The 15396-nt window shown below is 59.2% G+C and carries 15 protein-coding genes; 13 read left to right on the top strand and 2 right to left on the bottom strand.

The features are described from left to right. From ABIZ35_RS28215 to fliP, 5 genes are all read left to right on the top strand, one after another. On the top strand, positions 1 to 351 hold a 351-nt coding region (locus ABIZ35_RS28215; protein WP_348223284.1), incomplete at its 5' end, for a flagellar basal body-associated FliL family protein. Between the two features lie 189 nt (positions 352 to 540). After that, positions 541 to 1716 (top strand): flagellar motor switch protein FliM, encoded by a 1176-nt coding sequence (gene fliM, locus ABIZ35_RS28210; RefSeq protein ID WP_348223283.1) that lies wholly within the window; start codon positions 541 to 543, stop codon positions 1714 to 1716. Positions 1717 to 1775: 59 nt separating this feature from the next. After that, positions 1776 to 2423, top strand: a complete 648-nt coding sequence (gene fliN, locus ABIZ35_RS28205) for a flagellar motor switch protein FliN (RefSeq protein WP_348223282.1) — start codon at positions 1776 to 1778, stop codon at positions 2421 to 2423. Then, positions 2413 to 3204: a flagellar biosynthetic protein FliO gene (locus tag ABIZ35_RS28200; protein ID WP_348223281.1), complete on the top strand. Its 792-nt coding sequence runs from the start codon at positions 2413 to 2415 to the stop codon at positions 3202 to 3204. The genes fliN and ABIZ35_RS28200 overlap by 11 nt, the downstream gene beginning before the upstream one ends. Continuing rightward, the gene (fliP, locus tag ABIZ35_RS28195) at positions 3201 to 4001 is read left to right on the top strand and encodes a flagellar type III secretion system pore protein FliP (RefSeq protein WP_348223280.1); all 801 of its coding nucleotides are present in this window, start codon (positions 3201 to 3203) and stop codon (positions 3999 to 4001) included. The genes ABIZ35_RS28200 and fliP overlap by 4 nt, the downstream gene beginning before the upstream one ends. A 12-nt stretch (positions 4002 to 4013) precedes the next feature. On the opposite strand, the gene ABIZ35_RS28190 is transcribed toward fliP, so the two are convergent. Together ABIZ35_RS28190 and ABIZ35_RS28185 are read right to left on the bottom strand one after the other, a co-directional pair. Next, positions 4014 to 5180 carry a PepSY-associated TM helix domain-containing protein gene (locus ABIZ35_RS28190; RefSeq protein WP_348223279.1) on the bottom strand — a complete coding sequence of 389 codons (1167 nt, stop codon included), beginning with the start codon at positions 5178 to 5180 and terminating at the stop codon, positions 4014 to 4016. Positions 5181 to 5185: 5 nt separating this feature from the next. Next, complete coding sequence (locus ABIZ35_RS28185; protein WP_348223278.1) at positions 5186 to 5953, bottom strand: DUF1559 domain-containing protein; 768 nt, start codon at positions 5951 to 5953, stop codon at positions 5186 to 5188. A gap of 377 nt (positions 5954 to 6330) precedes the next feature. On the opposite strand from ABIZ35_RS28185, the gene ABIZ35_RS28180 reads away from it, so the two are divergent. From ABIZ35_RS28180 to ABIZ35_RS28145, 8 genes are all read left to right on the top strand, one after another. Beyond that, entirely contained in the window at positions 6331 to 7434 is a 1104-nt protein-coding gene (locus ABIZ35_RS28180; protein WP_348223277.1) for a VanW family protein, read from the top strand. 60 nt (positions 7435 to 7494) lie between these two features. Further along, positions 7495 to 9531 (top strand): NAD-dependent DNA ligase LigA, encoded by a 2037-nt coding sequence (gene ligA / locus ABIZ35_RS28175; RefSeq protein ID WP_348223276.1) that lies wholly within the window; start codon positions 7495 to 7497, stop codon positions 9529 to 9531. A gap of 13 nt (positions 9532 to 9544) precedes the next feature. Then, a complete protein-coding gene (locus ABIZ35_RS28170) occupies positions 9545 to 10930 on the top strand; it encodes a hypothetical protein (RefSeq protein WP_348223275.1) in 1386 nt (461 codons plus the stop codon). Between the two features lies 1 nt (position 10931). Then, the gene (locus ABIZ35_RS28165) at positions 10932 to 11666 is read left to right on the top strand and encodes a dihydropteroate synthase (RefSeq protein ID WP_348223274.1); all 735 of its coding nucleotides are present in this window, start codon (positions 10932 to 10934) and stop codon (positions 11664 to 11666) included. A gap of 99 nt (positions 11667 to 11765) precedes the next feature. Continuing rightward, positions 11766 to 12842, top strand: coding sequence for a rod shape-determining protein (locus tag ABIZ35_RS28160; RefSeq protein ID WP_348223273.1), 1077 nt, complete (start codon positions 11766 to 11768; stop codon positions 12840 to 12842). A gap of 9 nt (positions 12843 to 12851) precedes the next feature. Next, the gene (gene mreC, locus ABIZ35_RS28155) at positions 12852 to 13682 is read left to right on the top strand and encodes a rod shape-determining protein MreC (RefSeq protein ID WP_348223272.1); all 831 of its coding nucleotides are present in this window, start codon (positions 12852 to 12854) and stop codon (positions 13680 to 13682) included. Then, complete coding sequence (gene mreD, locus ABIZ35_RS28150) at positions 13679 to 14209, top strand: rod shape-determining protein MreD (RefSeq protein ID WP_348223271.1); 531 nt, start codon at positions 13679 to 13681, stop codon at positions 14207 to 14209. Before mreC ends, mreD begins: the two co-directional genes overlap by 4 nt. Before the next feature lie 89 nt (positions 14210 to 14298). Beyond that, a partial coding sequence (locus ABIZ35_RS28145) for a Glu/Leu/Phe/Val dehydrogenase (RefSeq protein ID WP_348223270.1) occupies positions 14299 to 15396 on the top strand: 1098 nt, incomplete at its 3' end.

Here is a 15396-nt window from a genome sequence, read left to right as displayed (position 1 = left end):
TCCGCTAAGAGCAAGGGCGTGGCTGCTAAGAAGCATGTCGAGCATGGTCCCGTCATGACGCTGGACGAGTTTCTGGTCAATCTGGCCGACAACTCGGGCGACCACTTCTTGAAAGTTACCGTCGGCGTCGAGATCAACAAGGAAAAGGGCGTAAGCGAAGAAGCCATGAAAGAGAAAGTGGCGCTGATCCGCGACGCCATCGTCACCTCGCTTTCCAGCGAGACGCGGGAGGATGTCGCGACGCCCAAGGGGCGCGATCTTCTCAAGCTAGAGATGAAGAAGCGTATCAACGAACAGCTCGGAGACGACCTTATCAAAGGCGTGTACTTCACGAATTTTGTCACTCAGTAATGCTTTTCCACCCTACGGCCCTCCGCGCAAAGTGCGCGGGGGGCCGTTTCTCTGTACGCCCTCTAGAAAACCTGTGGAAGATTACCTGGGGAATGTGGAATAAAAACCTCGAACCGAGCTTTTATACATCCGGCGTGGCGACCGTTCCGCGCAAAACCCGGTAGTTTTTACAGGAAGGCCCTAACGACATTGGCGGAAGTACTTTCTCAAAATGAAATCGAAGCTCTTCTCTCCGCGATGACCACCGTGGAGGATGACGAAGAGGTCAATCCCGTGATCGAAGAGCGAATGGCGCGCTCAAACGGGCCAAGCGCTCCGCAGACGCGCTCCACCGAAGGCAAGGTGCTGCTGCCCCTGCGCAAGCGCCGCCGCGCCGCCGCAGGAATGGCGATGCAGGATTCGCTTCTGCGCTTCGGAGGCGGTCCTCTTTCCTATGAGCCTTACGACTTCCGGCGTCCCGACAAACTTTCCAAGGAACACCTGCGCAGCCTGCAATTGCTGCATGAATCGTTTGCGAATTACTTTTCGTCCTCCCTGGCGACTTATTTGCGGGCGCAGGTCCAGCTGGAAGTCGTCTCGGTCGAGCAAGTCCCATACGACGAATATATGCGATCGATCTCGGCCTCGCTGCTTTACATCCTGAATGTTACGCCGCTCTCAGGGCAGGCGATCTTCGAGATGGACTACGGCATCCTGTTTTCGATGATCGATCGCCTCCTCGGCGGAACCGGCGCCGCCGGCAAGATCCTCCGTGACCTGACGGATATCGAAAAGATGCTGGCTGAGAATATCGTCCATTACGCGCTTAACGATCTCCGGAATTCCTGGGAGGGGATCAACCCGCTGCAATTCGATGTGGCGTCCGTGGAGTCCAGCTCCCAGTTCGTCCAGATCGTGCCCGGCAACGACACCGTCGTCCTGATCCTGATGGAAATACGCATGGGCGATTACCAGGGCGCCATCAGCATCTGCCTTCCTTACCTCCTCATCAAGCCGATCCTGGGCAAACTGAGCGCGCAGCGCTGGTTTATCAGCGCGAACAAGAAGAAAGAGCCGATGTACGGCGCGCAGCTGGCGCAGCGGCTGAACAGCACGCGCGTGCCCTGCATTGCCCGACTCGGCACGGCGAGCCTGACGATGGGCGCGCTGAACGATTTGAAGGTTGGCTCGGTGATTCCCATCAAGATGCCTCTCAATGAGGACGGTTCGCAGCGGGAGGGGCACATTGCTACCGTCGATCTGGTGGTTGGTAACCGGACGAAGTTTCGCGGCCGGACCGGGCTGCGCGGCCGCAATCTGGCTGTGCAGATCGATGAGATCGTCACTCCGGAAGCGGAGCTGATCTCAAATAAAGAAGCGAACTGACAAACTTTACGAAAACGACTTGAAGAAAAGCGGGACGAAACCGCAAGGAGAACGTGACGATGGCTCAAACGCCGGATGATTTGAATGAAGATTCGCTCAAGGAGCCGGAAGATTCTTCTGCGGGGCTGACGCAGGACGCGCTGGATGCGCTGTTCGCCAGCACGAACATGGACGAAGTGTCTGGTGGACAGGATTGGACCGAAGACGCGTCGGAAGAGGAATCGGACGGCGGAGACGGCTCCGGCTTTACCGACGCCGGTTTCAACTCCAACGCCGCGCTGTCCGACTCGGATGTCGCGGATCTGTTCGCCAGCATGAGTGCGGCCAATCCTTCGCCCGCCGCCGCTCCGCCCCCAAGCGTGCGCCCGGCGACGATCGATCTGCCTTCGTTCGATAACGGCGGCGGACACGGCGCGGTCTCGGGTGGTGGGGATGGTTATCAGCGCGTGCGTGATATTCCTCTGGATGTCACTGTGGAGCTTGGTCGCACACAGCTGCTGATCCGCGATATTCTGGACCTGAGCACCGGATCGATCATCGAACTCGACAAGATCGCCGGCGAACCCGTTGAGCTTTACGCCAACGGTCTGCTCGTGGCGCGCGGTGAAGTCATCGTCATCGACGACAACTTCGGTGTGCGGGTTACGGAAATCATCACCGCGGCGGCGCGGGGCGCGGCGAAGGAGCAGGATATTCTTGCAGCGTAAGCGTTTCCTCTCAACAATCGCACTGGCCGCCCTGCTGGCTTTCGCTTCGTTTTCCGGCGCCTGGGCGAAACCCGATGCGCCGAAGAAAGCCGCGCCGATTCACGCTCCCGCGCCTGCGGCGGCTGCTCCGCCGCCTGCCGTGGGCGTCGATCCGAAGGCGATTCCTGATTACGGCGGTCGTGACAGCTCCCCGGCCTCATCGTTTGAAGGGGCGGCCGGCGCGGACGCGCCGAGCCCCTTGGGGCAGGCATGGCGCGCCTTTGAGGCGCTCGTCATCGTGCTGGCGCTTGTGTTTGGCGGCCTGTATCTGCTCAAGCGTTACGGGATTTTGGAAGGCGGCGCGGCAGGCAAGGGCGGTCCCGCTACGGCCGCTCTGCGGCGCATGGCGCGGCAGCGATTGGCGGCCGGCGCCGGCGCGGCTCCTGTGACGATCGAGGGGGACGGCGGCATTCAGGTGCTCGGCGTGCAGCCCCTCCCTGGCAGCCCAGGCGCATGCGTTCATCTGCTTTCCGTTGCCGGTCGCACCATTCTTGTGGGAGCGACGGCGCAATCCGTCACGCTGATCAGCGAATGGGAAGAGCCCGACGCCGCCGAGGATGCGGATGTGACGCCCCGAGAGTTCAGTGATTATCTCGTGCGTCAGGGAGGGCCGCCCCCGGCGCCGATCGAGCAAGATATCGTGGAAACAAGTGTCTCCGAATCGAACCAGCGTCTGCGAGAGATGCTGTCGCGGGTCCGCGACGAAGAGCTGGAAACCTCCGCGGGGAAAAGTGAATCATGAAATTCTCTCGTATTCCCACCGGCGCCTGGGCGATTGCTCTCTCATGCGCCGCCATGCTGGTCTGCGCGCATTCCGGATACGCTCAAGGAGGCGCCGGGACGATCAGTATCCCGACAATCCCCGGCGCCGCCCCGGCGAAGAACCCGCAGCAAGTCGCCAACACGCTTCAGATCCTGATGCTGATGACGGTGCTGACCATCGCGCCGTCGCTGCTGATCATGACCACGGCGTTCACTCGGATCGTGATCGTGCTCTCGTTTCTGCGCTCCGCGCTGGGAACGCAGAACATTCCGCCCAATCAGGTAATGCTGGGCCTGGCCCTGTTTCTGACGTTCTTCGTGATGGGGCCGACTTTCAAGCAGGTCAACCAGGATGCGCTGCAGCCCTATTTGAGCAAGAAGCTCGACTTTGCAACCGCACTGGACCGAGGAGTGATTCCTGTTCGTCGTTTTATGGTCAAGCAGACCTACAAAGACGACATTCGTCTCTTTCTTTCGATGAGCAAGACACCGCCGCCGGTTATCAAGAACCCGGCGCACCCGGAAGACAGCCTGCCAATGACGGTCGCCATTCCGGCGTTTGTGATCTCGGAGCTGAAGACAGGGTTTATCTTTGGCTTCATCATCTACATCCCATTTATCGTCATTGACCTCGTCGTCTCGACGCTGCTGATGAGTATGGGCATGATGATGCTGCCGCCGACGGTCATCTCACTGCCCGCCAAGGTCCTTGTCTTTATCCTCGCCGACGGATGGCACGCCATCGCCGGGTCGCTGGCGGCAAGCTATCGGACTTAGATCGCCCAAGGGCTATCGGACATATTCTTTCTCAGGCTCGGACGCGCGGCGCCGCAATTCACTGCGTCGCCGCGCGTTTCGCTTTTGGGTGTACATCAAAACGCCGCTGACGAACAAAATCAGCGGCGTCGCTCCCAGCACAGCGTAAACGATCTTCGACGCCATGCCTCCCCACCATCCAAAGTGCAGATTGCAGACGACGCGCATGATCCGGGCGCCCAGCGGGTCTTTGTGCTCGTCCTGTATTTGCAGAACGCGCCCCGTATACGGATCGACCACGACTTCCGCGTAATTTGTAAAGCCTTCCAGAGTGAATTCTTTAGAGCAGACGAACGGCTCATCGGTGTTGGTAGGGTAGGTGAAGCTAGTCGCACGCGCCATCGGCAGGGCTTGGTTCGCAATGGCGAGCAGCGCCTCCGCCGGCAAGCGTTTCGTTGCGTCTACTGGCGGCGTTACTTTAGGCTCCTCGGTGTGAGGCGTATGCATGGCGGCGTAAACCGCCTTCTGCACCGGTCCATAAAAACAAAGCGCGATCCCCGTGACCGTCACAATCAATAGTACGACCAGTGAATAAAAGCCGACAACATTGTGCAGGTCCCGATTGCCCCGCGCCAACCCCACGCCTCGCTTGATGGTGATCCGCGCTTTGAGCTGCCGCCACGCGGCGGGCCACCAGAGCCACAGGCCTGACAGCAGAAGAACCGTCGCCAGCGCGCCGCCCACGCCGTTATACAGATATCCTGGCAGATCCAGCAGAAGGCAGGCGTGAAGCATTCGCGCGAAGCCGGCGAAGGTGTTGCGCTTTGTCACATCCCGCATCACCGCGCCTGTATAAGGATCGATGGAGAGCACGCGCTGGTCCATCAGGGGCCGAGGCCCGCTGAGGGCGATGGAGTACGCGCCGCCTGGAACGCGGGGCAGCGCGATTCTGGAGAGATTGTCTTGCGTGATTTCCGGGTGATCTCTGCGCACGCGCTCCGAAAGCTCTGCGTATGTCAGCAGGGAAGATTTTGAAGGGTGGGGGACAGTATGCGCGATCTCCGGGCGGGCCTGGTCTTCCAGCTCACGCTCGAAGACCAGCACGCTGCCGGAAAGACCGATCGCCGCGAAGTAAACGCCGACGATCAAGCCGAGCCACAAATGGACGAAGAGTACGACGTGGCGGATACGGGAGTTCATCGGCGTTATTTCTGAAGCTTGTAGTAATAGGCGATGTCCGCCGCGCCGTCTTTGATCACGTCGCCCAGATGGTTCCCCTGGAAAAACGATTGCGGCACGCCAGTATAGGAGGCGTTGATGAACTTCGGCCGCTCCGCCTTGACGTGCCCGTCCGCCCAGAGAACGTTGCCGACGCCGGTATGCCGCCCGTGGAAGCTGGGCCAGGCCGTGGCGGGCGGTCCGGGCGGATTGAGCAGCGCGGTCGCCTCCAGGCTGTTGGTGACCCCGGCTTCCGAGTGGCCTGCGGCGGCGTCGGCGAAGACGATTGTCTCCACAGGCGTTTCAATGGCGGCCAGGGCGGTGGAGCCGGACCCAAATCCGGGGAACGCGGTGTAGTTGTAGCCGTATCCAGAATTGCCTGCGTAATACTCGGTGGTGAGGGTGCGTGATGGGCAGGACTTCAGACCTTCGCTCTTGGTGTACGGCTGAAGGAGGCTCGTATTGGGAACGAGCTTGCTGTCGACCGAACTGACGCATCCCGTCCAGGCGATGTAGCTGCATCCCGGCGTCGTCCCCGAGAAATCGTACGCCGGCATCGCCACTTCGTCATAATCCTGAACGTACATCAGCCATGCCGTCCCAATCTGCTTGAGATTGGACTGGCAGGTGGTCTGCCGCGCCTTTTCACGGGCCTGGGCGAAGACGGGGAACAAGATGGCGGCGAGAATCGCGATAATGGCGATGACGACGAGAAGCTCGATCAGCGTGAAGCCACGCCGACTATAGTGAAACATGAAATTCTCCTGTGATACACGGTGCGAGCTCGCAAATCCGTGATGGCGCCAGACCAAAAGAGATCACAGGGGTAAAAATGAGGTAAAATTCCGTTGGTCACGGGGCGATTTCGCCCACTTCCACCCCGCGCCATGGACGTTTGCCGACGTCCATGGCGTATACAATAATCTCCGACTAACTTGATCGCCAATAGGATAGCATACCGCCGAAAGATTTGTCAACGCTGGTATGGCCTGTTTTTGAATGAATATTAATTTTTTCTTAAAAGGCTTGACTACATAAGTAGTTAGCGCCATAATGGAACTCGTTAGCGCGTATTCGCGTTGTGCCTACGTAGAAGTTTGCATTGAGATGATTGGATAGAGAGTAAGTTTCCATGATTACTGTTCCACAGTATGCCCTTGCGGCGCTTACGGTGAGCGCCTTATTGATCGGTTCCCAGCCCGCCTCCCGCGCCGCAGCGCCGGCGATGGGCGCGCCGATCCTTTCGAATAACAAAATTTTGGGTTTGCTCAGCCCCATGAGCGCGCCCGTGGTCTCGTCTGCGCCATTGGCGGCGGCTCCGGTCCCGGAGCTGATGGATTCGCCCGAGGAGATTTTGCAGCGAGCGATTGGGGGGTATCAAGCGCCCATGGACTCGGCGCTGAGCCTGATGGCGACGGCTGATTTCTTCGATCCGTCGATGCAGTTTATGGATTGGCGTCAGGTGCTCAATGTCGCGCAGCTAGGATCGTTTGAAATCCCGCTGCGGTCCGATCCGGCGGAGCGGGAAAATATTCTGCTGTCGGCTGCGGCGATCGATAATAAGAGCGTGGCGCCCGGGCAGGTGTTTTCTTTCAACCAGGTGGTCGGAGAGCGCACGGAAGAACGCGGGTTCCAGAATGGCTGGATGTTCGAGCAGGGTAAGCTGGTGCGCGGCACGGGCGGCGGCATTTGCTTGGTTGCGACGGGAATTTATAACGCCGCGCTTCTCTCGGGGCTTGGCGTGGTCGAGCGTCACCCGCACTCAGGCTATGTGCGCTATGCGCCTGCGGGCTGTGACGCCTCCGTTGTGTACGGTCTCAAGGATCTTCAGTTCCGCAATACGACCGCGAAGCCGATTTTGCTGCATGTCGATTATCACGAAGATAAAATCGGCGTGCAAATCTTCGGAACTCCGCCGCCAATCGGGTATAAAGTCGTGGTGAAGCCGACGCACTATGAAACGCTGGCTCCCACGGTGATCGAGAAGCCGGATGAGACGCTTGCTCCCGGCTCCGTGGTGGTCGATCAAAAGGCCCGGCCTGGTTTCGATGTGACCGTCGAGCGCTTCTTCCTGAATGGCGACCGCGTCGTTCGCCGCGAGCATCTGACTACCGAGCGGATGGAGCCGCGCCCGAAGATCGTTCGCGTCGCCGCCGCTCTAGCCGCGTCGCCCGCGCCGACGGAAAACTGGCTCGACGCCGCGCTGGACGAAGCGTCTCAGGACGATCCTCAATAACGCAATAACCATGGGACGCCGCGCCGAATCGGCATGGCGCGGCGTCCGAAGAGAGGCCCCATGACCGAAGAGCTGAAGGGGCTTGCCGACACGGCAAAGCTGCTGCGCGCTCAGTTAGACCAAGCGAGCTACTGCTACTATATCCTCGACCAGCCGGAGCTTGCCGACTCGGAATATGACCGGATTTTCCACGAGCTTGTCGCTCTGGAAACGGATCATCCGGAGCTGGTGAGTTCGGATTCACCGACACAGCGCGTCGGCTCTCCCCCCATTTCGGCGTTTGAGCGCCACACCCACCGCCGCCCGATGCTTTCCCTGGGGAACGCCTTCGACGCCGACGATCTGCGTGCCTTCGACGAGAAGGTCAAGCGGCACCTTGGGATCGACGCCGAAGCCAATATCCAGTATGTGACCGAGCTGAAGATCGACGGACTTGCGATTTCCCTCACCTACGAAAACGGCGTCTTTACGACCGGCGCGACTCGGGGCGACGGCGTTGTCGGCGAGAACATCACAATCAATCTCAAGACGGTGTCGGCGATCCCCTTAAAACTGCGCGCATCGGATGGCGCTCCACCTCCAGAGTTCGTGGAAGTACGCGGCGAGGTGTATCTGAGCCACGCCGAGTTCGCACGGATCAATTCCGAACGTGAGGTGTCGGGCGAAGCGGTCTTCGCTAATCCGCGCAACGCCGCCGCCGGAAGCGTCCGACAGCTCGACAGCGCCATTACCGCCAAGCGCAAACTCACTGCCTTTCTTTACGGGACTGGCCATAGCTCCGCGCCGTTCACCGACAGTCAGATCGGCCTGCTCCAAACTCTCAAAGGGTGGGGATTGCGTGTCAATCCCGAAGCGCAACTGTGCGACGGCATCGCTGAAGTCATTCAGTTCATCGAAAAGTGGACGGACAAGAAAGAAACGCTGTCCTACGATATCGACGGCATCGTGGTCAAGGTCAACGACTTCGCGCAGCAGAACGACCTGGGCGCTCTGGACCGCACGCCTCGCTGGGCGATCGCCTATAAATTTCCCGCGCAGCAAGGCCGGACAAAGATCGTCGATATCCTGGTTCAGGTCGGCCGCACCGGAGCAATCACTCCCGTCGCGATTGTGGAGCCCGTCACGCTGCCGCCGAACTCCGTGGTGCAGCGCGCCACCCTGCACAACCAGCAGGAGATCGATCGCAAGGACATTCGCATCGGCGACACCGTTCTGATCCAAAAGGCCGGTGATGTCATTCCCGAGATCGTCCAGGTGGTGACTGAAGCGCGCCCCGAAGAATCCAAGCCTTACTTGCTGCCGACCCACTGTCCGGCGTGCGAGACGGAGCTCGTTCGTCCGGAAGGCGAAGCCATTCTGCGATGTCCGAACAAAATGGGCTGCCCGGCGCAGGTCGCCCAGCGGATCGCCCACTTCGTCTCCCGCCGTGCGATGGACATCGATTGGCTCGGCGAAAAGCATGTCCTGCAAATGATCGAGCACGGTCTGATCAAAGATCCCGGCGATCTGTACGCCCTCAAGGCCGAAGATCTTGTCGATATGGAGCGGATGGGCGACAAGCTTGCGGCCAATATCATCACGGCGATTGAAAGCAGCAAGAAGCCCGCACTAGACCGCTTGATCTTCGCGTTAGGGATACGCCACATCGGCGACCACACGGCGGATGTCCTCGCCGCGAATTTCGGTTCTCTGGAAAAGCTCGCCGCCGCAACGGTCGAAGAATTGAACGCCATTCACGAAATCGGCCTTGCGACCGCTGAATCCATCGTCGCCTTCTTTGGCCAGCCCGAATCGACCGAACTCCTCCAAAAACTGAAAGAAGCCGGCGTCGCGCCTGAAGCCGTGGCGCACGCCCCCGTGTCGGACAAATTCGCCGGCAAATCCTTCGTCTTCACCGGCTCCATGACCACCATGACCCGCGAGGACGCCGAAGCCCTGGTCCGTCAGTACGGCGGCCGCGCCGCATCGTCCGTCTCCAAGAAAACAGATTATGTCGTCGCCGGCGAAAGCGCCGGGAGCAAGCTGGAAAAGGCCCAAACCCTTGGCGTCACAATCCTGACCGAAGAAGAGTTCGCCGCCCTGGCGGCTGCTGAATAAGGTCTCTGACACCATGGATATGCCAGTTCCAACACGCTCGCTGATCGATTTCGTTCTGCGAAAAGAGACGCCGGTCTGGCGCCAATGGAATGGGAACGTCTCGGAGTTGCTTCGTCTGTTGCAAGAATCGGCTATCGATTTGAAGGATATGGAATCGAGCCCTGATCCGTTTGATCGAATCCAAATCAACTACCATCGCCGTGCGCTCATCGATCGACTGCTTGGAAATGACGGAGTGTCTTATTATCGTGATCTCTTGGAAGCAAGAATGAAAGAGGGGATTTTCGAAAACGTGGGACGTGAAGCGCCGCGTCCGTGGCCCACGGCAAAGATTGTTTACTACTGGGTGCGCAGGCTCGATCCGGAGGATCGGCCTTCCATTCTGGAGTTTTTACAAATTGCTGGCCAACAGCTTGATCCTGATAATGATGAAGCTGTTGACGAATACAATGCGATTCACAAATCGGCCAGGATCGGCTGGGGGCAGAGCAGTTTCGACGAATATCCGGCGAAACTGCTCGATTGGCGCGAGATTTGCGAAGCAAACAAAATTGCCAAGCCGACAAATTTGGAGTCGGGCATATATGTATGGGAATATCGACTTAAAGACACAAATCCACGGGTTCGTGTGACACAAGTTCTCTCAATACTTGCCGAAATCTCGTCCGAGAAGATCACTTATTGGGACAATCCATACGGAGGCCTTGACCATGTACTGCGCGATCAGCTTACCAAAGACCTTGCTGTATTGATCACACCTGATCAAAGCAAACTGCCAGGATCCGAAGACGCGCTTTGGAGGTGGTTTCTCAGCAAGGTAGTAAATATCCTCGAGCAAGACGAAATTCATATTTTGCTGCGGAGCGATATCAGGCGGCGATTGCGAAATGATATTCGGGAGATTTGGGTCTTAGCGCACGACCAATCGACTTGGAAACCACTCTACGATGCCTTTGACATCCTGCATGCTGGTTACGTTAGCTTCTCGGCAATCGAACGCTTTGGAAGCATCCTGCCGCAGGATCGCCCCGAGCTTTGGGAAAAGCTATTCGCGTTAGGGTCTCTGGAGAACTTCGTTATGCAGGCATATTGCACGTGGCTGCCTTCCGAGAAATATCACGAACTTATTCGATTTTTCGATGGAGATGCAGTTGGCCCGGAGTGGGAGCATTTTGATCGTGCTGTCTGCGCTTATCAATCCTATCTGCATCGTGCGCCTTTAGAGGAGTTAAAGCAGGAGTCAGATCGAATCGAAGGGCTCCCTCAGTGGCGTTTGATGCTGCTGGATCGTTTTCTCTATGCGCCGGAACCTCTCAAACCCGGTCCCGTCGCCTGGGATATTCAGGAAATTGAGGGCAATGATTCGCTGACCGATCCCCTGGATGTTCGTGGATATTAATTTGACGGATACAAGACAGACTATTGTCGGCCAGCGGATCAACAGCAGCTCGAAGTCGGTTGCGGCGGCGCTGCTGGCCCGGGATGCGACGTTTCTGCAAACGCTGGCTCGGGATCAGGAAGCGGCGGGGGCGCATGCGCTGGACCTGAATGTTTCCGCCGTTTGTACGCGCGCCGAGGAGCCGGATTTGCTGGCGTGGCTGGCGCGCGTCGTTCACGACGTCAGTGACTTGCCGCTCTGTCTGGACAGCGGCAATGCTCATGCGCTGGCGGCGGCCGCCGCACAGTGCCGTGTCGCGCCGATTGTGAACTCCGTGTCGCCGGATCAGATCGACGCTGGTATTTGGGACGAGTTCGATATGGCGCGCGAAGGTCAGCGGATCGTCGTCCTCTGCACGCGGCGCGCTCTTGCCCTGGACCTGGAAACACGGCTGGCATGCGCCGAGTATGTGGCGGCTCGTCTCATTGACCGGGGTGTGGGGGAGAGTGCCCTGATCTTTGACCCGCTGATGTTTCCGCTCCTCTCTGGGAGGCAAATTACGGAAACACTGTGGGACGCGATTCGCGCCCTGCGTGAACGATGGCCGAATGCAGGTATCCTGTGCGCGTCGGGGAACTACTCGCACGGTATGGGCGATCGGCGATTGGCGGAGCGGGAATGCATTGCGCTGTCCCGAAGCGCGGGGGGCAATGTCTTTCTGTGCGAGACTAATCTCTTTGCATACAATTTTCGCTAAAAAACGATACATTTTAGAAACCCGGCATTTGTGCTATACTATAAGCGATGTATCTGCGACCGCTAGTGCGGCTGCGGCGCGGGAGTTAATGTCTACTCTATGATAAATGTGTTCCGGCGATTTGCCGGTCGGTTCTCACGCGACATGGGTATCGATCTCGGTACCGCCAATACCCTCGTCCATGTCCGTGGGCGTGGTGTTTTGCTGCGCGAGCCAAGTGTCGTCGCCATCAATCGCGATACAAAAGAAATTCTCCATGTGGGCGAGGAAGCCAAGCGCATGATTGGGCGGACGCCCGGCAGCGTGGTTGCGATCCGCCCTTTGAAAGACGGCGTCATCGCCGATTTCGACCAGACGGAGCGCATGCTGCGATATTTTATCGAGAAGGTGCACCGCCGCAAGAACTTCTTCCATCCGGTCGTCGTGGTCGGCGTCCCCTCAGGTATCACCGAAGTGGAGTACCGGGCCGTCAAGGAAGCGACGAAGAAGGCGGGCGCCAAGGATGTTTATCTGATCGAGGAGCCAATGGCGGCCGCGATCGGCGCCGGCATGCCGGTTTCCGAGCCGATCGGCTCGATGATCGTGGACATCGGCGGCGGCACCTCCGAAGTCGCGGTCATTACCTTCGGCGCATTTGCCGTCTGGAAATCGATCCGTGTTGCCGGCGATGAGATTGACGAAGCGATTGTCAGCTACGTACGTCAGGTCTTCAATCTTTACATTGGCGATCGGACGGCGGAAGAGTGCAAGATCGCAATCGGTTCGGCGTACAAGCTGGAGCAGGAACTGACCATGGAGATCCGTGGTCGCGATATTGTTTCCGGGCTGCCGCGCGCCGCGACCATTTCGTCGGTGGAAGTGCGCGAAGCAATTGCCGAGCCCATCAACCAGATCGTGGAGACGGTGAAGGAAACCCTGGAGGACACGCCTCCGGAGCTTGCCGCTGATATCATGGACCATGGGATCGTGCTAGCCGGAGGCGGCGCGCTGCTGCGCGGTCTGGACAAGTTGATCACACGGGAGACCGGGATGCCGGTCCATATCGCGCCGGATCCTCTGTCGTGCGTCGTGCTGGGCACCGGAAAGTATCTGGAGAGCATCCAGAGCAATTCTAAGCTCCGCAACGTGCGTCTCACGGAGATGCGGCTAAGAGGAGTTGCTTACTCAGGAAGGTAACGTCTCGATATGCCGAGGTCCGGGCGCAACAACCAGCGAGGGATTGCGCTTCTGACGGCGCTGCTGCTCTGCGGCGTCTTGAACGCTATCCATCACCAGCGCCAGCGTCGCAGCCTGCCGGACCCCGTGACCGGCGTTGTGCGCGACGCGGCGCTCATCCCGGCGCAAACCGTCACCGTGCAGATTGCACAGTGGTGGCGTTTGCACGTCGGTTCTCTCTTCGCCGGTCCGCAGCTCGCGCAGCGCAACCGCATTCTTAACCAGCAGGTGCTTGCGCTTTCGGGTGAGAACAAGCAGCTTCTTGAGGCGCAGCAGGAGAATAATCGCTTGCGGGCCTTGCTCGATTTTGAGCAGAAGTCGCCTCGCCCTTTGCTCGCCGCCGAAGTGACGGCGCTCAAGCCCATTCCCCATTCGGAGACCCTCACCCTCAACCGAGGATTGTCCAGCGGCGTCAAGCTGCGTACGATCGTCATCGCGCCAAACGGCGCGCTGATCGGCCAGGTCCTCGATGTCACTCCACGCTCCTGCACCGTGCTGATGATGACCGATATCGGCAGCAGCGTCGGCGCGCAGGTGCGCGCCCGTAACAACGCTAAGCCGCCGATCGGGGTCTGTCAGGGAACGGGGGATTCAATCCACCTGACGTACTTGAAAAGCGAGGACGACGTTCGCCCCGGCGATCTTGTGACTACGTCCGGCCTCGGCGGAGTTTTTCCTTCGGATATTCCCATCGGAACCGTGGTCTCCGTCCAAAATGACGCCACGCGGTCGATCAAGACGGCCGTCGTGCGTCCTAACGCCTATTTCGACAGCCTCGAAGAAGCCTTTTTGATCCGATGATCGACTCCAAAATGACGCCCGGGATTCAAACCGTCGTCGTCGTCTTTTGTCTCCTCTTCGCCCATGTCCTCCAGGGGCGCGTCGCCCACGCGATTGAATTTCGCGGCGCCCATCCCGACCTTCCCTTGATTGTCCTCGCCTGCGGCGCAACGCTACTCGGCGGCGCGCGCGGCACGGCGGTCGGTCTTTGGAGCGGACTGCTGACCGCCTCCATCGCGGGCGTCAACTATGGCTCGCTGCTCGCCAGCCGAACGATTGCGGGGGCGTTCGCTGGCAACCTTCAGCGCAGTATGCTGCGGGACAGCATCATCGTGCCGCCTCTGATTGTCTTCTCCACCACGGTTGTCGCCGAGTTCATTTACGCGGTGATGGCGCCCAATGCATGGCTGCACCATTGGCGTCTTTGGATGCGCCAAACCGGCGGCGAAATCGCGTACAACATGGTTTTGTCGTATCCGATTTACTTTTTGCTGCGCCGCATACGGATCGGTCATAAAGTTGAGGATCCATTTGCGCTGCATTCGTGACATTTTACGTAAAATTTCGGTATAAAAAATAAGGAGCCTGTCCGATAATCAAGGATAGCAAGTAACCATAAACCCAAGGAGACGGGACCATGCCTGAGACAATGACGACAACGGCGGAAGAGACAAACTCCTACCAGATTGCGCTGCGGCAGCTGGAGAACGTGGCCGGCATTTTGAAACTGGACGCCGGGACACACGAAGTTCTGCGGCATCCGAAGCGCGAACTGACGGTGCACTTCCCAGTGAAGATGACCAGCGGTGAGACACAGGTCTTTACCGGATATCGCGTGCAGCACAACACCAGTCGGGGGCCGGCCAAAGGCGGCCTGCGCTTCCATCCCGAAACGGACATCGACGAAGTGCGTGCGCTGGCGATGTGGATGACCTGGAAGTGCGCGATCGTCAACATTCCCTTCGGCGGCGCCAAAGGCGGCGTCGTCTGTGACCCCTCGAAACTCGATCTGGGCGAGCTGGAGCGCCTGACACGGCGCTACACGTCCGAGATCAGCCTGCTGATCGGCCCGGACAGCGACATTCCCGCCCCCGACGTCGGCACCAACGGTCAGGTCATGGCCTGGCTGATGGACACCTACTCAATGCACGCGGGGCATACCGTTCCCGCCGTGGTGACCGGCAAGCCCGTAAGCATCGGCGGCTCCGAAGGGCGCATCGATGCGACGGGGCTGGGCGTTGTCATGGTGACCCAGCAGGCCGCCCGCGCGCAGGGCCATAACCTCGAAGGCGCTCGCGTCGTGGTTCAGGGCTTCGGCAATGTCGGCGGCGCGGCCGCGCGACTATTTCATGCGCGTGGCGCCAAAGTCATCGCGGTGTCCGATTATCGCGGCGGCATTGTCAATCCCGATGGACTTCCCATTCCCGAAGTGGTCGCTTATAGCAAGGCGAATGGAAGCGTCGCCGGCTTCCCAGGTTCCGAGTCCATTACCAACGCCGAGATTTTGGAGCTGCCCTGCGACGTACTCGTGCCCGCCGCCCTGCAAAACCAGATCACTGGCGCGAATGCCGGCAAGATCCGTGCGCGCATGGTAGTGGAAGGCGCCAACGGCCCGACGACTCCCGATGCCGACGATATCCTGCGCGACCGCGGGATTATCCTCCTTCCCGATGTCCTCGCCAACGCCGGCGGCGTCACCGTCTCGTACTTCGAATGGGTCCAGGACATCCAGTCG

Origin of the sequence: Capsulimonas sp. (genome assembly GCF_039929585.1) — a bacterium.
GTDB lineage: Bacteria > Armatimonadota > Armatimonadia > Armatimonadales > Capsulimonadaceae > Capsulimonas.
Note: the sequence above shows the minus strand (reverse complement) of the source record. Positions and strands in the feature narration are given on the sequence as shown.